At 74.4% G+C, this 22,078-nt stretch carries 18 protein-coding genes; 4 read left to right on the plus strand and 14 right to left on the minus strand.

Annotation, left to right across the window (positions count from 1 at the left end; all coding sequences use genetic code 11):
• The 6 genes from shc to GCU69_RS25095 form a co-directional block, all read right to left on the minus strand.
• Window positions 1-2,405: squalene--hopene cyclase (shc, locus tag GCU69_RS25070; protein WP_235978694.1), on the minus strand; the 2,405-nt coding region annotated here is incomplete at its 3' end.
• A gap of 176 nt (window positions 2,406-2,581) precedes the next feature.
• Window positions 2,582-3,640 carry a polyprenyl synthetase family protein gene (locus tag GCU69_RS25075; RefSeq protein ID WP_235978695.1) on the minus strand — a complete coding sequence of 353 codons (1,059 nt, stop codon included), beginning with the start codon at window positions 3,638-3,640 and terminating at the stop codon, window positions 2,582-2,584.
• A gap of 128 nt (window positions 3,641-3,768) precedes the next feature.
• On the minus strand, window positions 3,769-5,274 hold the full coding sequence (gene hpnE / locus GCU69_RS25080) for a hydroxysqualene dehydroxylase HpnE (protein WP_156207254.1): 1,506 nt from the start codon (window positions 5,272-5,274) through the stop codon (window positions 3,769-3,771).
• Window positions 5,274-6,254, minus strand: a complete 981-nt coding sequence (hpnD, locus tag GCU69_RS25085; protein WP_098754545.1) for a presqualene diphosphate synthase HpnD — start codon at window positions 6,252-6,254, stop codon at window positions 5,274-5,276. The genes hpnE and hpnD overlap by 1 nt, the downstream gene beginning before the upstream one ends.
• A gap of 8 nt (window positions 6,255-6,262) precedes the next feature.
• Complete coding sequence (gene hpnC, locus GCU69_RS25090; protein WP_156207255.1) at window positions 6,263-7,132, minus strand: squalene synthase HpnC; 870 nt, start codon at window positions 7,130-7,132, stop codon at window positions 6,263-6,265.
• An 828-nt stretch (window positions 7,133-7,960) separates the two neighbouring features.
• Window positions 7,961-8,623, minus strand: coding sequence for a TetR/AcrR family transcriptional regulator (locus tag GCU69_RS25095; protein ID WP_098754538.1), 663 nt, complete (start codon window positions 8,621-8,623; stop codon window positions 7,961-7,963).
• Window positions 8,624-8,705: 82 nt separating this feature from the next.
• Between GCU69_RS25095 and GCU69_RS25100 the strand changes: the two genes are divergently transcribed.
• The gene (locus GCU69_RS25100; protein WP_156207277.1) at window positions 8,706-10,922 is read left to right on the plus strand and encodes an MMPL family transporter; all 2,217 of its coding nucleotides are present in this window, start codon (window positions 8,706-8,708) and stop codon (window positions 10,920-10,922) included.
• Window positions 10,923-11,006: 84 nt separating this feature from the next.
• Here GCU69_RS25100 and GCU69_RS25105 read toward each other — a convergent pair whose 3' ends face one another.
• The 7 genes from GCU69_RS25105 to GCU69_RS25135 form a co-directional block, all read right to left on the minus strand.
• The gene (locus GCU69_RS25105) at window positions 11,007-11,828 is read right to left on the minus strand and encodes an ABC transporter ATP-binding protein (RefSeq protein ID WP_098754536.1); all 822 of its coding nucleotides are present in this window, start codon (window positions 11,826-11,828) and stop codon (window positions 11,007-11,009) included.
• Entirely contained in the window at window positions 11,815-12,765 is a 951-nt protein-coding gene (locus GCU69_RS25110) for an ABC transporter permease (protein WP_098754535.1), read from the minus strand. The genes GCU69_RS25105 and GCU69_RS25110 overlap by 14 nt, the downstream gene beginning before the upstream one ends.
• Before the next feature lie 94 nt (window positions 12,766-12,859).
• Complete coding sequence (locus tag GCU69_RS25115) at window positions 12,860-13,771, minus strand: glycosyltransferase family 2 protein (RefSeq protein ID WP_098754534.1); 912 nt, start codon at window positions 13,769-13,771, stop codon at window positions 12,860-12,862.
• Window positions 13,768-14,547, minus strand: coding sequence for a CDP-alcohol phosphatidyltransferase family protein (locus tag GCU69_RS25120; RefSeq protein WP_098754543.1), 780 nt, complete (start codon window positions 14,545-14,547; stop codon window positions 13,768-13,770). The genes GCU69_RS25115 and GCU69_RS25120 overlap by 4 nt, the downstream gene beginning before the upstream one ends.
• Window positions 14,525-15,586 (minus strand): iron-containing alcohol dehydrogenase family protein, encoded by a 1,062-nt coding sequence (locus tag GCU69_RS25125; RefSeq protein WP_098754533.1) that lies wholly within the window; start codon window positions 15,584-15,586, stop codon window positions 14,525-14,527. The genes GCU69_RS25120 and GCU69_RS25125 overlap by 23 nt, the downstream gene beginning before the upstream one ends.
• The gene (locus tag GCU69_RS25130) at window positions 15,574-16,329 is read right to left on the minus strand and encodes a phosphocholine cytidylyltransferase family protein (RefSeq protein ID WP_098754532.1); all 756 of its coding nucleotides are present in this window, start codon (window positions 16,327-16,329) and stop codon (window positions 15,574-15,576) included. Before GCU69_RS25130 ends, GCU69_RS25125 begins: the two co-directional genes overlap by 13 nt.
• Window positions 16,326-18,155, minus strand: a complete 1,830-nt coding sequence (locus GCU69_RS25135) for a DUF5941 domain-containing protein (RefSeq protein WP_156207256.1) — start codon at window positions 18,153-18,155, stop codon at window positions 16,326-16,328. Before GCU69_RS25135 ends, GCU69_RS25130 begins: the two co-directional genes overlap by 4 nt.
• Window positions 18,156-18,597: 442 nt before the next feature.
• Here GCU69_RS25135 and GCU69_RS25140 point away from each other — a divergent pair, with 442 nt between their 5' ends.
• Window positions 18,598-19,539: a cation diffusion facilitator family transporter gene (locus GCU69_RS25140; protein ID WP_098754542.1), complete on the plus strand. Its 942-nt coding sequence runs from the start codon at window positions 18,598-18,600 to the stop codon at window positions 19,537-19,539.
• A gap of 156 nt (window positions 19,540-19,695) precedes the next feature.
• A complete protein-coding gene (idi, locus tag GCU69_RS25145; protein ID WP_098754530.1) occupies window positions 19,696-20,322 on the plus strand; it encodes an isopentenyl-diphosphate Delta-isomerase in 627 nt (208 codons plus the stop codon).
• A gap of 6 nt (window positions 20,323-20,328) precedes the next feature.
• Here idi and GCU69_RS25150 read toward each other — a convergent pair whose 3' ends face one another.
• The gene (locus GCU69_RS25150; RefSeq protein ID WP_176604648.1) at window positions 20,329-20,916 is read right to left on the minus strand and encodes an ATP-binding protein; all 588 of its coding nucleotides are present in this window, start codon (window positions 20,914-20,916) and stop codon (window positions 20,329-20,331) included.
• Window positions 20,917-21,168: 252 nt separating this feature from the next.
• Between GCU69_RS25150 and GCU69_RS25155 the strand changes: the two genes are divergently transcribed.
• On the plus strand, window positions 21,169-22,056 hold the full coding sequence (locus tag GCU69_RS25155; RefSeq protein WP_156207257.1) for an enoyl-CoA hydratase/isomerase family protein: 888 nt from the start codon (window positions 21,169-21,171) through the stop codon (window positions 22,054-22,056).
• The last annotated feature ends 22 nt before the right edge of the window (window positions 22,057-22,078 follow it).

A 22,078-nucleotide genomic window follows, 5' to 3' on the forward strand; every position in this document is an offset into this window, starting at 1 on the left:
TCGGGGGATGCCGGAGCTGCCCGGTCCGCCGGGGGTGCCGGGGCAGGGGACTGCGGGGGTGCCGCGTCAGGGGACTCCGGGGACGCCGCGCCGGGGGATGCCGCAGCCGGGCCGGTGGCGCCGGACATCGTACGGACGTAGCGGCCGAGCGCGGTCAGCGGGAACACCAGCCGGTAGAGGTGGTAGTTGATCGAGAAGTCCCAGGGGAAGCCCGTGCCCGTGAACTGCGGCTCGTCCCAGCCGCCGTCCGCGGTCTGGGTGGCCGCCAGCCAGCCGACACCGCGCTGCACGGCCTTCCCCTCCTCCTCACCGGCGGCGAGCAGGGCGAGCAGCGCCCAGCCGGTCTGCGAGGCGGTGGAGGCGCCGCGTCCGATCCACTCCGGGTCGGCGTAGGAGCGCAAGTCCTCGCCCCAGCCGCCGTCGTCGTTCTGGACGCTCTCCAGCCAGGCGACGGCCCGGCGGACCGACGGGTGGGACGCCGGCACTCCGGCGGCGACGAGAGCGGGCACCACCGAGCCCGTGCCGTACAGGTGGTTGACGCCCCAGCGGCCGAACCAGGCGCCGTGCGGCTCCTGTTCGGCGAGCAGCCAGTCGACGGCCCGCCGGGTGCGCGGGTCACCGGCCAGCCCCTCGCCGGCGAGCATCTCGACCACGTGCGCGGTGACATCGGCGGACGGCGGGTCGATCACCTCGCCGAAGTCGCAGAACGGCAGCCGGTTGGGGAAGCGGCTGGTGTTGTCGGCGTCGAACGCCGCCCAGGCGCCGTCCGCGCACTGCATCCCGAGGTTCCAGCGCACGGCGCGGCCCACGGCCGACTCCACGCGGGCCGGGTCCGGGTGGCGCACCCGGCGCAGGGCGAGGACGACCTCCGCGGTGTCGTCCAGGTCCGGGTAGTTGTCGTTGTGGAATTCGAACGCCCAGCCGCCGGGCTGGAGTCCTGGGCGGCGCACGGACCAGTCGCCGGGCCGCAGCACCTGCTCGCCCAGCATCCAGTCGGCGGCCTTGACGAGCGCGGGATGGTCCGCCGGTACGCCCGCGTCGGCGAGGGCGACAGCGGCGAGGCAGGTGTCCCAGACCGGGGACTGGCACGCCTCGACCATCCGGCTGGGACCGGTGTCACCGGCGCCCGGTTCCGGGGACTCCCCCGATGCCGGTACCTCCGCAGACGCCGGTGATTCCCGGGACTGCGGGGACGCGGCGGACCCGTCGCCAGCGCGCCACACGGCGAACCGGTCGAGGGAGGCGAGGCCCTCGCGGAGCACCGGGTGGTCCAGGTCGTAGCCGAGCAGGTGCAGCGCGATGACGGAGTAGACGGCGGGCGGCTGGATGCCGCCCCAGCAGCCGTCGTTCTCCTGGCGTTCCACGATCCAGCGGGCGCAGGCGCGCAGCGCGGCGCGGCGCAGCGGGCGCACCGCCACGGCGCGGTAGGCGTGCAGGGCCGCGTCCAGCCGGTGGAAGACCCGGTCCCAGCCGGTCGCGGGAGTCCGCACGCGGCCGTCGAGCGGGCGGGCGGGATCGGTGTGCAGCTCGTCGAGCGGGAAGGGGGCGGGGCGGACCGGCCGCTTCGCGGAGACGACCGTCAGCGGGACGATCGTCTGCCGGGCCCAGCAGCCGAAGTCGTGGATGTTGAGCGGGAACCACTTCGGGAGGTAGATCATCTCCGGTGGCAGTTCGGGCAGTTCCTCCCACGGCCACCAGCCGAAGAGGGCCAGCCAGACGCGGGTGAACACGCGAGAGGCGGCCACCCCGCCGCGCTCGCGGACCCGTGCGGAGGCGGCGGCCATGTGCGGCGCGTCCGGCGCGTCCCCGGCGAGGCGCAGGGCGACGTACGCCTCGATGGTGGTGGAGAGGTCGCCCGGGCCGCCGTGGAAGGTCGCCCAGCTGCCGTCGGCGGACTGCTCGGAGCGGATGAAGCGGGCCGCGGCCCGGGTGGTCGCCCGGTCCCGGATGCCGAGAAACTGCCGGAGCAGCAGGTCCTCGGCGTCCATCGTGACATTGGTCTGCAGGTCGCCCTTCCACCAGCCGTCGGCGTGCTGCCGCGCGAGCAGATTGCGTACGGCGCGGGCGGCGGCGCGCTCCGCGGCGGACAGGGTCCCGCCCGGCCCGCCCGACCCGCCCTCACCGGTCCCGCCCGCGCCGGTCCCGGCGTCAGCACCGGCGGGGTCACCACCGGCGGGGCCGGTACCGGCGCTGTCGCGACCTGCGGGGCCGGTACCGGCGCTGTCGCGACCTGCGGGGCCGGTCCGGCCGGTCGCCGCGGCCGGGCCGGCCGGCGGCGGACCGGTCAGGGGCTCGGCGGTCCCGGGCCGGTCCGTCGGGCCGGTCCCTGGCGGGTCGGTCGGTGCGGAGGCCGAGGATGCCGCGCGCGGTACGGGCCCCGCACCGCCGTCGGTCGCAGCTGTCATGGTTTCCCCTTCGTGCAGTGGACGCTCTGCTGTACCGGGGTTCCGCGGCCGACGCCCGGCGGGTCAGGGACCCGGCGGTGTCTCGCGCCGGCCGGCGACCGCGATCGCTATGCGGCGGCGTTCCGTCCCGGGAGCGGCGGCCGCCGCGGCCGCGCGCCCCTCCGGGCTGCCGCCCGTCACTTCTGCCGTACGACGACGAAGTCGGCGAGCGCGACGAGCTGCGCCCGCACCCGCGGGTCCATGTCCACCCGGTCCAGCGCGCCGACGGCCGTGGCGTGCCTGCGGCGGGCCTCCTCGGCGGTCCAGGCCCGGCCGCCCGCCTCCTCGATGAGCGCGGCCCGGGCGGCGAACTCCGCCTCGTCGAAGTCGTCGGCGCCCGCGCTCCTGGCGTCGGCGGCGAGGATGCCGGCGAGCCGCCGGGACGCGGGGCCGCCGTCGGCGAGGGCGGCGACGACCGGAAGGGACTTCTTCCGCTGCCGCAGGTCGCTCCAGGTCTGCTTGCCGGTGGACTCCGGGTCGCCCCAGATGCCGAGCAGGTCGTCGACGGCCTGGAAGGCGAGGCCGAGGTCGTGCCCGTACTCCTCCAGGGCGTCGGCGGTGCGGTCGTCGGCGCCGCCGAGCACGGCCCCGATGGACACCGCGCAGGCCAGCAGGGCGCCGGTCTTGTTGCCCTCCATCCGCAGGCACTCCTCGACGGTGACCCGCTCGCGGTGCTCGTAGGCGATGTCCTGCGCCTGGCCGTCGATGAGCTTGCGGGTGGCGGTGGTGAGGCGGCGGGTGGCGCGGCCCGCGTCGACCGTGCCCAGCTCCAGCAGGATCTCGTTGGCGAGGGCGAAGAGCGCGTCGCCGACGAGGATGGCCTGGGCCGGGCCGTGCACCTTCCAGACGGTGTCGCGGTGCCGGCGCTGCTCGTCGCCGTCCATCAGGTCGTCGTGCAGCAGCGAGAAGTTGTGCACCAGCTCCACGGCGACGGCACCGGGGATGCCGGTCTCCGGGGGCGCGCCGGCCACCTCGGCGGACAGCAGCGCCAGCGCGGGGCGGACGGCCTTGCCGCCGTCGCCGTCGGAGGGCCGGCCCTGCGCGTCGATCCAGCCGAAGTGGTAGGCGGCGACGGTGTCCATGGGGGGCGCCAGCCGGTTCACCGCGGCCCTCAGCACCGGCGTGGCGAGCGTCCTGCCGCGCGCGAGCAGCGCGGCGACGTCCGCTGTGTCGATGACCGGGTTCGCCGTGTCCACTGTCTCTCCTCGGTTCGGGATACCGCCGGTGCCCGGCGGCCGGGTCCGTGCCTGCGACGTCCCCGCGTCTGTCGATGATGCGGCATACGGCGCCGTGGCCTGCGCCGGGGTCGCCTCCGGAAGGGATGTCATGCCGCCTCCTGCTGCGGTGTCCCCCGAGGAATCGGGGGCGGTGCCGGGTGGGTGGTGCCGAGGCCGAGGTCGTGCAGGGCCGTCTCCGCCGCGGCCGTGCCGCTGCGGACCGCGCCCTCCATCGTCGCGGGCCAGCCGGTGTCGGTCCATGCGCCGGCCAGTTGGAGGCCGGGTGCGCGGGTGCGGGCGGCGGGCCGCAGCCGGCCGGCCCCGGGGACCGGGTCGAAGGTCGCGTTCCGCTCGCGGGTGACGAAGAAGTCGAGCACCCGGGCCTCGCGGGCGGCGGGCAGGAGCCGCTCCAGCTCGGGCAGCATGCGGCGGCGGAGGGCGGCGACCGGCTGGTCGATCCAGTCCTGGGCCGCGGACTGGGACAGCGTCAGGTACTGCGTGCCGCCGGCCGCACCGGAGAACTCCGTACGGTCGAAGACCCACTGGACCGGGGTGCCGAGCGCGGCGAAGAAGGGCCGGCGCAGCACCTTCCGGTCGTAGACGACATGGACGCCCAGGATCGGCGCGGTCCCGATGTCCAGGAGCCGCCCGGGATCGTCCAGCGCGCCCTCCGGGAGCAGCCGGTACGCCTCTGCCTGCGGCACCGCGAGCACGACGGTGTCGGTGTGCAGTTCCTCGGCCGGGCCCCCGGGTCCGCCGCCCAGGGCGACCCGCCAGCCGCCGCCTCCGGCGGCCCGCCGCACGGCGCGGACGCGGGCGCGCAGCACGGTGCGTACACCGGCCCGGTCGAGCGCGGAGCGGGCGAGGGTGTCGTGGAGTTCGCCGAGCGGCACCCGGGGGAGGCCGATGTCGGCGGCGCCGGGCTCGGAGAGCAGCCCGGTCTTGAAGACCATCGCGGCGAGGCCGAGGGAGGCCCGGTCGGCGCGGGCGTTGAGGGTGGCCGTGCCGATGAGGTCCCACAGCGCCTCCACGGCGCGGGGCGACTGGCCCTGCCGGTGCAGCCAGGTCGCGAAGTCCACACCGTCCAGGGCCGGGTCGGCGGGGTCGAGCCGCTTCAGGGCGAGCGCGGCCCGGCCGACGCCCGCGCGTTCGGCGAGCGACAGATGCGGATAGCGGGCCAGGGAGCCGGCGAGGTGCAGCGGCACGGGCAGCGCGCCGCGCCGCAGCCTGCCGAGCCGGCCGCGGGCGGCGTCGAGGACGGGGATGTCGAGCCGGTCCTGGACCGGGGCCAGCCGGGCACCGCCGATGCGTTCCAGGAAGCCGCGGTAGGCGGTGCAGCAGCGGAGGTACACGTGCTGGCCGTTGTCGACCGTCAGCTCACCGGCCGGTGAGGACCGGCGGAAGGAGAACGCCAGTCCGCCCAGGCGCGGCCGGCACTCGGCCAGGGTGACCCGCAGCCCGGCATCGGCGAGGCGCAGGGCGGCGGTGATTCCGGCGATGCCGCCGCCGGCCACGACGGCCGAGCGCTCGCCGGACCGTTCCGCTCCCGGTGGTCCGGTCGCGCCGGCGGCCGCCTCGGGGCCGGGAGCGGCGTCCGCCGCGGTGCCGTACATCAGAGGTTCCTCCTGACCGGGTGGCGGGCCGGATACCGGGCCGGGCGCCGGGTGATGTGCCGGGCGTCGAGGCCGGACAGGCCGCGCACGGCGACGAAGGCCTTCTCCCGGCCGGGCAGCGAGACCCGGCCGCGCAGGACCTGGCCGGGGTCGCGGGCGATGCGGTCCAGCAGCCGCCGGTAGATGCCCGCCATGGCGGCGACGCAGGCACCGCTGCGCCGGTCGAGCAGCGGCAGCAGCCGGAAGCCCTCGCCGAACAGGGCCTGGGCGCGGCGGACCTCGAAGCGTACGAGGCCGGTGAAGTCGGCGTCGGGGGGCGGTTCGGGGGCGGAGAACCCGCCGGCGCAGCCGAACGCGGCGAGGTCGTCGGCGGGCAGGTAGACGCGGCCCTCCTCGGCGTCCTCGCGGAGGTCGCGGAGGATGTTGGTGAGCTGCAGGGCCAGGCCGAGGGTGTCGGCGTAGTCGGCGGCGCGTGCGGCCTCGCGCGCGCTCCGCCCGGGGACGTCGGCCACCCCGAAGATGCCGAGCGACAGCCGGCCGATCGCGCCCGCGACGCAGCGGCAGTAGACCTCGAGGTCGTCCCAGGTGGCGTAGGTCTGGCCGCGGACGTCCATCAGCACCCCGTCGATCACCTCGTCGAGGCCGCCCAGGGGGATCGGGAAGCGCCGTGCCGCGTCGGCGAGCGCGACGGCGACGGGGTCGGTGTCGTCGTCCTCCACCGCGCCGGACCGCACCCGGGCGAGCAGGGCCCGGGCCCCGGCCAGCCGGGCCTCCTTGGCGGCCGGTTCGAGCGGGCCGTCACCGATGTCGTCGATCCGGCGGGAGAACGCGTACAGCGCGGACATGGCCTGGCGCTTCTCGGGGGGCAGCAGCCGGATGCCGTAGGCGAAGTTGCGGGCCTGCTGGCCGGTGACCGTTTCGCAGTAGCCGTAGGCGGCGAGGACCGGCGGGGGCGTGATCGCGGTCGCGGTCGCGTTCATGTGCCGGCTCACCCCTTTCTCCGCAGTGTCGCCACCGTCTCGCGCAGCAGGGCGGCCCCGTTGTGCCGCGGCGGCCCGGGGAGCGGGTCGTGTCCGGCCGCGGCGATCGCTCCGAGCGCGGCGCGCCCCCCGGCCACGAAGCCCGCGAGCAACAGCCTCAGCCTCCCGTGCACGCTACCCACCAGCGGCGCCCCTTGATCGAGGAGCAGACGGGCGCGTCGGGTCTCGAACGCGATCAGCTCGCGCACCGGTGCGCCCCCCACCGGCTGCCGCAGGTCGTCCTCCTCGACGCCGTACCGCCGCATGTCCTCGGCCGGCAGGTAGATCCGGTCGTGGCGCCGCAGGTCCTCGGCCACGTCCTGGAGGTGTTCGGCGATCTGGAGCGCGGTGCACACGGCGTCGGAGCGGCGGATGCGTTCCGGGGTGGTGGTGCCGGTGACGGCGAGCACCAGCCGGCCGACGGGGTTGGCCGACAGCTCGCAGTAGGCGAGCAGGTCATCGTACGTGGCGTAGCGGCGGACGTGCTGGTCCTGGCGGTTGGCCTCGATCAGGGCGAGGAACGGCCCGGGGCCGATGCCGTGGCGCCGGATCGCCGGGCCGAGGGCCGTGACCAGCGGGTGGCGCGGCGGGCGGCCGCCGCCGTCGACGACGCGGCGCAGGTCCTCCTCGGCGGCGTCGAGGAGGGCGAGCCGGTCGCCGGACGAACCGGCCGGGACGCCGAGCGCGGCGGCGTCGGCACCGCCGGGGGCCAGGTCGCCGTCACCGATGTCGTCGACGAGGCGGGCCCAGCCGTAGACGGCCATCAGGTCGTCGCGCCAGGCGCGCGGCAGGAAGAACGGGGCGACGGGGAAGTTCTCGTACGCCGCCTTGCCGAGCACGGCGCGCGTGTGCGGCTCGGCGCCGGGGGCCGGCAGCTCGGTACGGGCCTGCGGGCGCGGCTTGACGCCGGAAGGCTGCGGCTCGGCGCCGGGGGCCGGGACCTCCGCGCCGGAGGACGGCGGCTCCGTACCGGCCCGCGGGTGCGGCTCCGTGCCGGAAGGCTGCGGCTCGGCGCCGGGGGGTGTGCGCGGCTCGGCGCCGGTCGGGAGCGGCTCGGCGCCGGGGGACGGCGGCTCCGTACGGGCCCGCGGGTGGCACGGCTCGGCGCCGGGAGGTGGGTGCGGCTCGGCGCCAGGATGTGGGTGCGGCTCGGCGCCAGGATGTGGGTGTGGCTCGGCGCCGGGAGGCTGCGGCTCGGCGCCGGAGGGCGAGTGCGGCTCCGTGCCGGCGGCCGGTCGGGGCTCCGTGCCGGCCGGCGGGTGCGGCTCCGTACCGGCGGTCACCGGAGCCTGCCCGGTGCCGGGCTTCCCGTGCCGTGGACCGGCCGCGGGGGAGGCGCCGGGACGGCCGCGGTGCCCCGGAGTCGGAGGGTTCCTGTCGCCATAGCCGTCACGCCTCCTGTTCTACACCGCCCATCCATAACATCCCATTTCGGACACGCCGCACCGACTGCGCGCCACCGGGCGCCGACGCGCCGGCGTCCGGGCCGCCCCCTGCCGCCCCGCCTGCCGGGAATCGGACCGCCGCAGCCCGCGCCGCGCGGCCTCCGCGACAGCCCCGGGGACGGGGCACCATGACGCGCCCCCGCACCCACCGGGCCCGCCGCCCGCACACCCCGCCGGCAGCCGCCCTTTGACGAGGCCGCCGGCCACACCCGGCGCGCCGCGCTACCGGGTCAGCCCGGCCACGATGGCTTCCAGCGAGCGGTCGACCACCGCGTCGCGCTGCTCCTCCGGCAGCCGCGCGAGCGGCCCGTCCAGGATCAGCAGCGACAGCCCGTGCACGGTGGACCAGGCCGCGACCTCCGCCCCCGCCCGGTTCCCGGGGCGCATCCGCCCGGACTCCACCAGCGCGTCCAGGGTGTCGCTCAGCGCCCGGAACGCCCGGAACACCGGGTCGTCACCGGGCGGCAGCACACCGGCGAAGACGAGCCCGTGGTCACCGGCCGCCCCGTCGAGGACGACCCGGGAGAAGGCCGAGCGGTAGAGACCGGGGTTCTCGACGGCGAAGCGCACATAGCCGCGGCCGATCGCGACGGTCCGGCGCACCGCCTCCTCCCCCGCGTCCGGCAGCTCCGGCCCTTCCTCGACCGCGCGCGCCATGGAGGCCGCGAGCTGCCGCTGGCAGCGCTCCTTGACCGCGCCGAGCAGGTCGCAGTGGCTGCCGAAGTGGCGGTACGCGGCCGTCGGCGACACGCCGACGCGGCGAGCCGCCTCCCGGAGCACGACACGCTCGGGTCCGCCCTCCGCGGCGAGTTCGACGGCGGCCTCGGTCAGCGCGTTGCGCAGGTCGCCGTGGTGATAGCCCGCCTTGCCGCCCTTCACTGCCATGCCTCCATCCTGCCCGATGTTGACAGCATAAACATCCCCTGCCATCGTGGATGTTCACATCGTAAACATGAGGGGGAAGGGCATGTTCGACCGGATCGCGGAGCTGGCCCTGCGCAGGGCCCGGCTCGTACTGACACTCACCGTCGTCGCCGTCGTCGCCATGGCGGCACTCGGCTTCGGCGCCTTCGGCAAGCTGCTCAGCGGCGGCTTCGACGACCCGGCGTCGCCCTCCAGCCGCGCCCAGGCGCTCATCGAGAAGGAGTTCGGCGGCGAGAGCAACCTGCTGCTGCTCGTCCGCGCCGAGGACGGCGGCCTCGGCTCCCCCGCCGCCGAGCGGGCCGGCCGGCAGCTCACCGGGGAACTGGCCGGCGAGCCCGGCGTCTCCCGGGTCGTGTCGCACTGGGACTCCGGCGGCCCGGCCCTGCTCTCCGAGGACGGCGCGAGCGCCCTCGTCGCGGCCCATGTCGAGGGGGACGACACGGCCGTCGGCGACCGCACCGCCCAGCTCAAGGAGCGCTACACCGGCGACCGGGGCGCGGTCTCGGTGCTGGCCGGCGGCCCGGCCGCGGTCGGCGACGACGTCTCCACCCAGGTCGCCAAGGACCTGGCCGTCGCCGAGGCCATCGCGGTGCCGGTCACGCTGGTGCTGCTGGTGCTCGCCTTCGGCAGCGTGCTCGCGGCCCTGCTGCCGCTGGTCATCGGGGTGATCGCGGTCTTCGGCACCTTCGCCGAGCTGTTCGTGCTCGGCAGCCTCACCGAGGTGTCCGTCTTCGCGATCAACCTGACCACCGCGCTCGGTCTCGGGCTCGGCATCGACTACGCCCTGCTGCTGGTCAGCCGGTTCCGCGAGCAGCTCGCCGCGGGCGCCGAGGTCCCGGACGCCCTGCGGGTCACCGTGCGCACCGCGGGCCGCACCATCGCCTTCTCCGCCGCCACCGTGATCGCCGCCCTCGCCGCGCTGCTGGTCTTCCCGCCGTTCTTCCTGCGCTCCTTCGCGTACGCGGGCATCGGCGTGGTCGCCATCGCGGCGGTGAGCGCCCTGCTCGTCGTCCCCGCGCTGCTCGCCGTGCTCGGCCGCCGGGTCGCCGCCGGCCGGCTGCCGGGCGCGAAGCGCGGCGCGGACTCGCCCTTCTGGGGACGGCTCGCGGCCACCGTGATGCGCCGCCCGGCGCTCACCGCGCTCCCCGTGCTCGCCGTCCTGCTGCTCGCCGCGAGCCCGCTGCTCGGCGTCACCTTCGGCACCCCGGACGAGCGGGTGCTGCCGCCCGACGCGCAGAGCCGCCAGGTGTCGGAAACCCTGGACCGGGAGTTCCCCCAGGGCGACCGGGACGCGATCCGGGTCGTCACCACCGGACCGGTGGAACGGCAGGCCCTCGGCCGTTACGCCCGCGAGCTGGCCGCGCTGCCCGGGGTCGCCCGGGTCTCGGCGAGCAGCGGCACCTACACGGACGGCGCCGCGCGGCCCGCCGGACCCGCGGAAACGGCGCTCGGCCGGCCCGGCGCCCAGCAGCTGGCGGTCGTCCACGAGCTGGAGCCGAAGTCGGACGGCGCGCAGGACCTCGTACGCGCCGTGCGCGCGGTGCGGGCGCCCGCCGGGACCGAGGCCCTGGTCGGCGGCGAGGACGCGCGGCTCGTGGACTCCAAGCGGGCGATCGGCGACCGGCTGCCGCTGGCCGTCGGACTGGTCGCCGTCACCACGTTCGTGCTGCTCTTCCTCTTCACCGGCAGCGTCGTGCAGCCGCTGCGGGCGCTGCTGCTCAACGCCCTCAGCCTGGCCGCGGCCATGGGCGCCATGGTCTGGGTCTTCCAGGACGGCCATCTCTCCTCGGTGCTCGGCTTCACCCCGACGCCGGTGGACACCTCGATGACGGTGCTGCTGTTCTGCATCGCCTTCGGCCTGTCGATGGACTACGAGGTCTTCCTCACCAGCCGGATCAAGGAGCTGCGCGACGCCGACCCGGCCGCGGACCCGGCCGTCTCCGTCACCCTCGGGCTGGCCCGGACCGGCCGGATCGTGTCCATGGCCGCCGGGCTGCTCGCGGTGAGCTTTTTCGCCTTCGGCACCGGTGACGTCAGCTTCATCCAGATGTTCGGACTGGGCAGCGGGCTCGCGATCATCGTCGACGCGGTCGCGGTGCGCGGGGTGCTGGTACCGGCCGCCATGCGCCTGCTGGGCCGGCACGCCTGGTACGCGCCCGCCCCGCTGCGCCGGTTCCACTCCAGGTTCGGCCTGGCCGAGGCCGGGGCCGAGCGGCCCGCCGCCGGGACCCGCCCGCTCACGGGGGTGCGGACGGGCTGAGGCGGCGTGCCCGCACGAGGCGGGGCCCCCGCCGGGTGATCCGGCGGGGGCCCCGCGCGTACGCGCCGCGAGAACGGCGACGGGCTACTTCCCCGCCTCCTTCTCGTACGCCTTGATGACCTCGTCGGTGGGCCCGTCCATGACCAGCTCACCCTTCTCCAGCCACAGCACGCGCTCGCACGTGTCCCGGATGGACTTGTTGTTGTGGCTCACCAGGAAGACCGTGCCGGCCTCCTTGCGCAGCTCGCGGATGCGGGCCTCGGAGCGCTTCTGGAACTTCCGGTCGCCGGTGGCCAGTGCCTCGTCGATCATCAGGACGTCGTGGTCCTTGGCCGCCGCGATCGAGAACCGCAGCCGGGCCGCCATGCCGGAGGAGTACGTCCGCATCGGCAGCGTGATGAAGTCGCCCTTCTCGTTGATGCCGGAGAAGTCGACGATGCTCTGGTAGCGCTCGCGGATCTGCTCGCGCGACATGCCCATGGCCAGCCCGCCGAGGATCACGTTCCGCTCGCCGGTGAGGTCGTTCATCAGAGCCGCGTTGACGCCCAGCAGCGACGGCTGGCCGTTGGTGTAGACGTGCCCGCGCTCCGCCGGGAGCAGCCCGGCGACCGCCTTCAGCAGGGTGGACTTGCCGGAGCCGTTGGACCCGATCAGGCCGATGGCCTCACCCTTGTACGCGGTGAAGCTGACGCCGCGCACGGCGTGCACCTCGCGCATGCCCGCCGGGGCCTTGCGGCGCAGCATCCGGTTCAGGGCGGCGGTGGCGCTGCCCCTGCCGCGCGGGCCGCCGTTGACCTTGTAGACGATGTGCAGGTCGTCGGCGATGACGGTGGGGACGCGCGCCTCGGCGGTGTCCTGGGGCGGGGTCTCACTCCGGGTGGACTCGGTGTGCTCAGCCACGGCCATACCGCTCCTCCGCCTTCCAGAAGTACACGAAACCGCCGATGCCGATCAGCAGCGCCCAGCCGACGCCGAGGGAGACGGCCCAGACGAGGCTCTGGACGGGCAGGTTCTCCACCCCGTAGTTGTCGATCAGGGCGTAGCGCATCAGGTCCATGTAGACCGCGGCGGGATTGGCGAGCATGACGTCGGCCACCCAGCCGGGAATGCTCTCCCGCTTGTCCAGCATGTAGCCCAGCGGGAACATCACGCCCGAGGCGTACATCCAGGTCCGGGTCACGAACGGCATCAGCTGCGCAAGGTCCGGGGTCGCCGACCCCATCCTGGCCATGATCATGGCCAGGCCGGAGTTGAAGACGAACTGCAGCAGCAGGGCCGGGACGACCAGCAGCCACGACCACATCGGGAAGTGGCCGAAGCCGATCAGCACGACCGCCAGGACGATCATGGAGAACAGCAGCTGCTGGAGCTGCTGGAGCGAGAAGGAGATCGGCAGCGAGGCCCGCGGGAAGTGCAGCGCGCGGACCAGCCCCAGATTCCCGGAGATGGAGCGGACGCCGGACATCACGGAGCTCTGCGTGAACGTGAAGACGAAGACCCCGGTCACCAGGAACGGGATGTAGTCCTCCATCTCCATCCCGCCGCGCCCGCCCAGCAGCAGGCCGAAGATGAAGAAGTAGACCGTGGCGTTCAGCAGCGGCGTCGTCACCTGCCACAGCTGGCCGAGCTTCGCCTGGCTGTACTGCGCGGTCAGCTTCGCCCGGGAGAAGGCCAGGATGAAGTGCCGGCGGTCCCACAGCTGCCGTACGTAGGCCGGCAGGCTCGGCCGGGCCCCGCTCACCGAGAGGCCGTACTTGGCGGCCAGGTCGGCCGGGGACAGGCCGTCGTCCGGGGACGGCCGGGGGTTCACTGCGACCGCACCGTCGTGCGATGACTCACTCACAAGTGGAATCTTTCGTCTTCAAAGATGCGCAGCCGGAAGGGACCGGTGGCGGCCGGCCCCCGGGACACGCCCGATGCTCTCAGACACGAGCTTGTCAGATAACGGGAGGTCGGCCCAGCCGGGTCAGGCGCCATACCGTACGCCACTTCATCGGACGGCGGGGGCCGCACGGGGTGCGCCAGCCCTCCCGGAAGCCGCCGAACCAGGCCTTCAGGGCGGGCCGGGACGGCCGGCGGGCCAGCGTGAGCAGCAGCCAGACCCCGAGGTAGACCGGGACCAGCGGGGCCGGGAGATTGCGGCGGGCCAGCCAGACCCGGTTGCGCGCGACCATCCGGTGGTAGACCGCGTGCCGGCTGGGCGCGGTCGTCGGGTGGAACAGCACCATGTCGGCGCGGTAGTCGATCATCCAGCCGGCGTCGAGGGCGCGCCAGGCGAGATCGGTCTCCTCGTGGGCGTAGAAGAAGTCGTCGGGAAGCCCGCCGACCTGCTCCAGCACCCGGGTGCGGACCGCGTTCGCGCCGCCGAGGAAGGTGGTGACCCGGGAGGACCGCAGCGGGTCGGAGGCCCGCAGCCGGGGGACGTGGCGCCGCTGGGTGACCCCGGTGTCGGGGTCGGCGATCCGGAAGCTGATGATGCCGAGCCGCGGATCGGCCGCGAAGGCCTCCCGGCAGAGCCGGGCGGTGTCGGAGTTCGGCAGCAGGCCGTCGTCGTCCAGGAACAGCAGGACGTCGACGTCCCGGCCGCCCGGGCCGAAGGCCTCGATGCCGACGTTCCGCCCGGCCGGGATGCCGACGTTCTCCGGCAGCTCCACGGTCCGTACGGCCAGCCCCGGGATGTCCAGCTCCGGCAGCGGGGAGCCGTTGCCGACGACGACGACCTCGATCGGGTCGCCGTCCTGCTTGGCGACCGAGCCGAGCAGCGCGCGCAGCTCCTCGGGCCGGTTGCCCATGGTGAGGACGACCGCGCCCAGCTTCAGTGCGGACCCCTCCGCCGCCGGGCCGGTCATTTCAGCCTGCTGGAGGCCAGGATGCTGACGAGGTGCAGCACCGTCTGGAGCAGCGCGATCGCCGCGAGGACGGCGACGCCGAGCCGGGAGAGGAACAGGTCGCCCCTGACCGCGTCCGCGACCGCCAGGACCAGGATGAGCAGCGACGCCTCCACTCCGAGGACCAGCCGGTGGAACTTCAGCGCCGCGGCCGCCCTGCGCGCCAGCGCCACACCGGAGGAGCGCGGCTCGGAGGCCGCCTCCTTGACCGGCGGCAGCCCTCCCTGGTGGCGGGCGACGCCGACGAGGTCGGTCTCCGCCTTGATCAGGATCGCGCCGAGGGCGGCGAGGGTGCCGAGGAAGGCCCACAGCCAGTCCGGCCGGCCGTCGCCCCACAGGTCGGCGGCGCGCAGCCCGAAGCCGACCAGCACCGCGGCGTCGCACAGATACGCGCCGACCCGGTCCAGGTAGACACCGCCGAGCGAGAACTGCTTCTTCCAGCGGGCCACCTCGCCGTCCACGCAGTCCAGCAGCAGGTAGAGCTGGACCGCGAGCACGCCGAGCACGGCACCCGGGACACCCGGCACCAGCAGGGCGGGGGCGGCGAGCACACCGAAGACGGTCATCACGTAGGTCAGCTGGTTGGGCGTGACCCTCGTGCCGACCAGGTGCCGGTCCACACGCAGCGACACCTCGCGCATGTAGAGCCGGCCGGCCCAGTGCTCACCGCTGCGCCGGTCCTTCACACCCGGGGGGTGGACGACCGGACGGAGTTCAGCTACTGACGGTTTTGGCATAGTCGGCGAATGCGTCCCTGATCGCGTCGGTGGAGAGGTCCAGGTGCTCCAGGATGGTGTAGCGCCCGGGGCGGGTCTGCGGCGCGTACTCCACCGCCTTGACGAACTCTTCGTCGGTGAAGCCGATCTCGCCGGGCAGCACCGGCAGGCCGTGCCGCCGCAGCACCTCGACGATGTACGCGGCCTGCTCGCGGGCGCCGCGCAGGTACATCGCGAAGGCCGCACCGAGTCCGCACTGCTCGCCGTGCGCGGCCGCGCGCTTGGGGTAGAGCAGGTCGAAGGCGTGGTTGATCTCGTGGCAGGCGCCCGAGGCGGGGCGGCTGTCACCGGCGACCGACATGGAGATGCCGGTCATCACCAGGCCCTCGGCGAGCACGGTGAGGAAGTCGTCGTCCCCGCAGCCGCCCGGGTGCCGCAGCACGGCCTCGCCGGACTGCCGGGCCATGGCGGCGGCCAGGCCGTCGATGTCCTCGCCGGTCTCCCGGTGGGACAGCTCCCAGTCGGCGACGGCGGAGATGTTGGAGATCACGTCCCCGACACCGGACCGTACGAAGCGCATCGGCGCCTCGCGGATCACGTCGAGGTCGATGACGATCGCGATCGGGTTCGGGACGCCGTACGAGCCGCGGCCCGCGTCGTTGTCCAGCGTGGCGACCGGCGAGCAGAGGCCGTCGTGCGAGAGGTTCGTGGCGACGGCGACCAGCGGGAGGCCGATCCGCGCCGCGGCGTACTTCGCACAGTCGATGATCTTGCCGCCGCCCATGCCGACGACCGCGTCGTAGCGCCCGGACTTCATGGCGTCCGCGAGCTTGATCGCCTCGTCGAGGGTGCCGCCGCCGACCTCGTACCAGTCGGCGCCGGGCAGCGCGGGGGCGAACCGGTCGCGGAGCGCCGCGCCTGATCCGCCGCTGATCGCGATGGCCAGCTTCCCGGAGGAGGAGATCCGCTGGTCGGCCAGGAGCCCCGCCAGGTCGTCCAGTGCCCCGGCGCTGATGTCGACGACGACCGGGGACGGAATGAGACGGGTCAGTACCGGCACGCGATCTCCCTGCCCTTGGCGAGGTCGTCGTGGTTGTCGATCTCGACCCACTGCACGTCGCCGATCGGGGCCACGTCGACCTGGAACCCGCGGTTCACCAGCTCCTGGTAGCCGTCCTCGTAGTAGAGCTGCGGGTCGCGCTCGAAGGTGGCCTTGAGCGCGTCGGCCAGCTCCTCGGCGGCCTCCGGCTCGATCAGGGTGACGCCGATGTACTCACCGGTGGCCTCGGCCGGGTCCATCAGCTTGGTGATCCGCTGCACGCCCTTGGCCGGGTCGGTGACGACCTTCATCTCCTCGTCGGCGAGCTGCTTCACCGTGTCGAGGGCGAGGATGATCTTCTGGCCCCTGCCGCGGGCGTCGAGGAGGGTCTTCTCGACGGAGACGGGGTGCACGGTGTCGCCGTTGGCGAGGATCGCGCCCTGCTTGATGACGTCCCGGGCGCACCACAGGGAGTAGGCGTTGTTCCACTCCTCGGCCTTGTCGTTGTCGACCAGGGTGATCTTGACGCCGTACTTCTTCTCCAGCGCCTCGCGGCGCTCGTACACGGCCTCCTTGCGGTAGCCGACGACGACCGCGACCTCGGTCAGTCCGACCTCGGCGAAGTTGCCCAGCGCGATGTCGAGGACCGTGGTGGCCTCCGCGCCGTCCTCTTCGGGGCCGACCGGCACCAGGGCCTTCGGAAGGGTGTCGGTGTAGGGGCGCAGACGCCGTCCGGCGCCGGCGGCCAGCACGAGGCCGATCATGCGGGTTCTCCTGTTTCGTCGTGTACGGCGGGTGCTCCGGAAGAGACCCAGAAACGGATGCTCTCGATGAGCACCGCCAGTGCCAGCACCGCTGCGAGAGCGGTCAGCACCATGGTGAAACCTGTGTCGTGAGTGACGGCTGCGGCGGCCGTGACGACCAGCACCCGTCCCTCGTGCCCGCCGATCGCCCGCACCAGCGCCCTCGGGGGCGCGCCGGTGCCGCCGCGGATGCGGTACACCGTGTCGTAGTGATGGTAGGCGACGGCCGCTACCAGCCCGAAAGCCGCCGGCAGGGCGCCGTTCACCTCCGAGCGGGCCGCCAGCACCAGGACGGTGCCGTACTCGGCGGCGCGGAACAGCGGCGGCACCAGCCAGTCCAGCGGGCCGCCGAGCGGGCGGGCGAGCGCGAGACCGGAGAACAGCGCGTAGCCGAGCGCCGCCAGGACGGGCCAGCCGCTGCCGTACGGGGTGAACGCCGCGACCGGGACCAGGAGCGCCGAGCCGAGCAGCGCTGCGGCGGGGGCACCGAACGACGCCGGGAGCCGCTTCGCGGGTCCGCGCAGGAGCCGGGCGGAGGCCTCGGCGAGCGGGCCCGGGCCGGCCAGCTCGGCGAGCGCCCGCTCGGCGCGCTCGGTGCGGGTCGCCCGCCGGGTGACGGAGCGGAGCAGCCGGCCCGCGGTGGTGTAGCAGGCGGCGAACGCACAGCCGATCAGCAGTGCGAGGAAGACCACGCGCGGAGTGGTGAGCGCGGTGAGCACGGCGATCATCGCCCAGCGCTCGCCGATGGGCAGCACGATCATGCGGCGCGCCCAGACCGTCCAGCCGACGCTGTCGAGCCGGTCGGAGAGGGCGGCGGTGGGGCTGGTGTTGGCGGTGGCGTCGTGGTTCGCCTCGTTGAAGGAGAAGTCCACGACGTGGCGGACGGTCTGCAGGACCATCGCGCCGAGCGCCAGCGCCCATACGTCGTCACCGCCGCCGCTGCCCATGCCGCCGGCGTTGGCCGCGCCGAGCGCGAGGCCCGCGTAGAACGCGTACTCCTTGGCACGGTCGAAGGTGGCGTCCAGCCAGGCGCCCATCGTCGAGTACTGGAGCGAGTAGCGCGCGAGCTGCCCGTCGGTGCAGTCGAGGACGAAGGACGCCAGGAGCAGCACACCGGCGGCGACGAAGCCGGGCCGGGTGCCGGTCGCCGCGCAGGCCGCCGCGATCAGCGCGGTGACCAGGGACGCGGTGGTGACCTGGTTGGGGGTGAGGCCGCGCCGGGCGCACCAGCGGGCGAGGTAGCGGCTGTACGGGCTGACGCAGTAGGTGGTGAAGAAGCCGTCCCGGGCCTTCACGGCGCTCCGCAGCCGGACCTGCTCGTCGTCGACCGCGGCGACGGCCGCGAGGGACGCGTCACGCTCGGCCGGGCCGGCGGCCACGGCGGCGACGAGCACCCCGAGGTCGGGGCGCTGGACCGGTTCACCCGCCGCCGTCATGGCGTCGGCGACGGCGTCCGGCAGGCTCTTCGGCGGGTGCGGCGCCCCGGTCGCGGCCGGGAGCGCGGCGAGCAGGGCCGGCCGGGCCTCCGGCTGGGCGGTGACGGCTCCCGGCACCGCAGCGGCGGGGAAGCGGGGGTCGGTCAGGGCCAGCCGCAGGGCGTGCCGGTGGGCGACGAGCCGCGGATCGACCAGGGCGACCCGTTCCCCCGCGGGGAGGCCGGCGATCCGTGCGGTGAGGTCGTCTTCCGCGGCGGTGTCCGGGGTGTGCACGGTGAAGCCGAGCGACCGCAGGTCGCCTTCGAGCTGCGACCCGGCGACCGGCGGACCGGTGAGGATTGCGGTCGGCAGACGAACTCACTCCTTGGCAGCTGACGTGGCCGCGCCGGGGCGGGGACGCGTCCTGGCAGCGGTCGTGACACGCCCCGGCTCCGGCCGGGCGGCGGCACGTCGGCAGAGGCTATCGGATCCCCGGAAGCGGGCGTTCATCGCCCGTTCACCACCGGATAAGGACGGGTACGGGGAGGGACGGCCGCAGGGGGTCCGTGGTGATCATCATGCGGGATACCCGGCCGTCGGCCCAAACCCCTGCTCCGGAGCCCCGGCGCGGAGGCCCTCGGCTCCGGCTCCGCGACGTCCCCGCGAACGTCCCCGCGGAATGGCGAATGTGCAGGTCAGAGCACATGACAACGGTGTTCAGTGCCGTGTTTGCGGATACCCCGGACCCGTAGTTCACTGTCACCGCGGCCGGGTCCCGCCGGTGCGCGCCGAGGACGAGGTGGAGGCGGCAGCCATGGGGGCAGGGCACGGTCACGGCCATTCGCACGGCTCGCCGCCCGGGGGCGGTACCGCCGCCGCGGCGCACCGCGGGCGGCTGCGGATCGCGCTCGGCCTGACCCTGACGGTGCTGGTCTCCCAGGCGGTCGGCGGCATCCTCACCGGTTCGCTCGCGCTGCTGACCGACGCGGGCCACATGGCCACGGACGCCGTCGGCATCTCGATGGCGCTGCTGGCCATCCACTTCGCCAACCGCCCCTCCGGCGTACAGCGCACCTTCGGCTTCGCCCGGGCCGAGATCCTGGCCGCGCTGGCGAACTGCCTGCTGCTGTTCGGCGTCGGCGGCTTCGTGCTGTACGAGGCCGTGCGGCGGCTGATCTCGCCGCCCGAGGTGGAGGCCGGGGCGGCTGTGGCGTTCGGCGCGCTCGGACTGGTGGCCAACACCGTCTCGCTGCTGCTGCTGATGCGCGGGCAGCGGGAGAGCCTCAACGTCCGGGGCGCGTTCCTGGAGGTGATGGCCGACACGCTCGGCTCGCTGGCGGTGATCGTCTCGGCCGCGGTGATCGTGCTCACGGGCTGGCAGCGCGCCGACCCGGCGGCCTCGCTGCTGATCGGGCTCATGATCGTGCCGCGGGCGTGGAAGCTGCTGCGGGAGGCGCTGGAGGTCCTGCTGGAGGCGGCACCGCGGGACGTCGACATGGAGTCCGTGCGGTCGCACATCCTGGCGCTGAACGGCGTCGAGGGCGTGCACGACCTGCATGTGTGGACCATCACCTCGGGGCTGCCCGTGCTCTCCGCGCACGTGGTGGTCAGCCAGGAGCTCTTCGACACCCTCGGTCACGAGAAGCTGCTGCACGAGCTGCAGGGCTGCCTCGGCCGGCATTTCGACGTCGAGCACTGCACCTTCCAGCTGGAGCCCGGCGGTCACGCGGAGCACGAGCTGGGGCTCTGCCACTGACGGCGCATCCCGCCACCGGCGGACCGACAACCTCCGCATTGCCGGTCCAACAGCCCTATAAGCATTCCATTCGGGTGTACGAGTACAGAGGTGTCCAAGCCGGATGCCCGCTCCGTGCGGCAGACTGGTCGGCCGAAGCCCAACCGAAGGATGGTCATGCCGATCACACCAGCCAGCACGGCGGACACCCCCGACCTCTCCGCCGCGGGGGGCGGCCGGACGGCGCCCGAGGGCGCCGCGGAGCCGGTCATGCTCGAACTGGTCGACGAGAACGGCACCACGATCGGCACCGCGGAGAAGCAGTCCGTGCATCTGCCGCCCGGCCGGCTGCACCGCGCGTTCTCGGTCTTCCTCTTCGACGCCGCCGGCCGGCTGCTGCTCCAGCGGCGGGCACTGGGGAAGTACCACTCCCCCGGTGTCTGGTCGAACACCTGTTGCGGTCATCCGTATCCGGACGAGTCGCCGTTCGCCGCGGCGGCCCGGCGCACCTCCGAGGAGCTGGGCGCCTCCCCGTCGCTGCTGTGCGAGGCGGGCACGGTCCGCTACAACCACCCCGATCCGGCGTCCGGGCTGGTGGAGCAGGAGTACAACCATCTGTTCGTGGGGCTGGTGCAGGCGGAGCTGCGGCCGGATCCGGACGAGGTCGGCGAGACGGCGTTCGTGACGGCCGGGGAGCTGGAGCGACGGCGGGAGGAGGGCCGGTTCTCGGTGTGGTTCACCACCGTTCTGGACGCCGCCCGCCCCGCCGTACGCGAACTGACGGGGCCGGCGGCGGGCTGGTAGCGGGCCTCAGCCGGGAGCCGCGGGGCCGCGCGGTCCGAAGGGCAGCGCGGCCCAGACGACCTTGCCGCCGCTCGCGGTGTGCTGGACGTCGCAGCTGCCGCCGGCCTCCCGCGTGACCGACTTCACCAGCAGGAGGCCCCGGCCGCCGGTGTTCTCCTCGTCGGTCACCAGCGCCTTCGGCCGGTAGGGGTGGCCGTCCTCGACGGCCACCCGCACCCAGCCGGCGCCGACCGAGACCTCCACCCCGATCTCCGGCGAGAGCAGCGCGGCGTGCTTGACCGCGTTGGTGACCAGTTCCGAGACGATCAGCAGCAGCCCGTGGAGGGTGTCCTCGTCGAGCGGCACCCCGCGGCGGGCCAGCAGGTCCCGCACGCCGTGCCGGGCCTGCGGGACGGAGGACTCCAGGGCGGGCGCGGTGAAGCGCCAGACTCCCTCGCAGAGGGGCGGGGCGGGGACCGCGGGCGGGGCGGGCACCCCGGCCGGGCCGCCGTTGCCGGTGTCCGGGTACGGCGGCGGAGCCACCGGCCCGTCCGTGACCGGCCTGCCGCCGGCCGTCGTCACCGGGTCTGGCGGGACACTCCCGCGGATCTCCATGCGCCGGCACCCACTCTCGACATTCGGCGCGACGACCACCGCTCTGTGGTCGCACCGGTGCCCCGGTGCGGCGGTTCGATCCGCGCTTCAGGACGAGTGTCGGGGAATGTACGGGTCCATCCCGACCGACTGGCCACAAGTGACCAGCTATCGACAGTTCTCGACTAATTCCGTCCGGGGACTGTGACGGTGCGATCACACTGAGATACCTGGTTGTACGTTCAAGAAACCTCTCCGGATAGCATCCGCGCCATGGTGCTCCCCTCCGCCGACGGCTCCGCCGAGTCCGCAGCCCCCGCCGGCGTCCCCGTCGGCACGTCCGCCGGAACAGCCGCCTCCGCGCACGGCCCCGCCGGTCCGGACGACGGCTCCCCCGGCAGCGTGCTGTGCCGGGTGGCCGAGGGCGTCGCGACGCTCACCCTGCACCGCCCGGCCAAGCGCAACGCCATGACCGCGGCCATGTGGCGGCGGCTGCCGGAACTGCTGGAGCGGCTGGCGGCCGACCCGGCCGTACGGGTCGTGCTGCTGACCGGTTCCGGCGGCACGTTCTGCGCGGGGGCGGACATCGGCGAGCTGGGAGCCCGGCTGGGCGACGGCGACGGCGGGCCGGGCGGGCCGCAGAGCCTCGCGGTGGCCGCGGAGGAGGCGCTCGCCGCCTTCCCCAAGCCCACGCTGGCCGTGATCCGCGGCTACTGCGTGGGCGGCGGCTGCCAGCTCGCCGCCGCCTGCGACCTGCGGTTCGCCGCCGAGGGCTCCTCCTTCGGGATCACCCCCGCCAGGCTCGGCATCGTCTATCCGCAGGGCTCGACCCGCCGGCTCACCTCGCTCGTCGGCCCGGCCACCGCCAAGTACCTGCTGTTCTCCGCGGAACTGATCGGCGCCGAACGGGCCCTGCGCACCGGTCTGATCGACGAACTGCTGCCCGGCGGGGAACTCGACGGGCGGGTGGCCGAGTTCGCCCGCGTGCTGGCCTCCCGGTCACTGCTCACCCAGAGGGCCGCCAAGGAGTTCGCGGACGGCACCGCGGCCCCGGACCGGGCGGCCCACTGGGCGGAGCAGGCACGCACCGGCGGCGACACCGCCGAGGGTGTCACCGCTTTTCTGGAGCGCCGCGCGCCGCGCTTCACCTGGTCGGGCTGACCGGCGCGGGAAGGGCCCCACC

The organism is Streptomyces lycii (genome assembly GCF_009735685.1).
Lineage (GTDB): Bacteria > Actinomycetota > Actinomycetes > Streptomycetales > Streptomycetaceae > Streptomyces > Streptomyces lycii.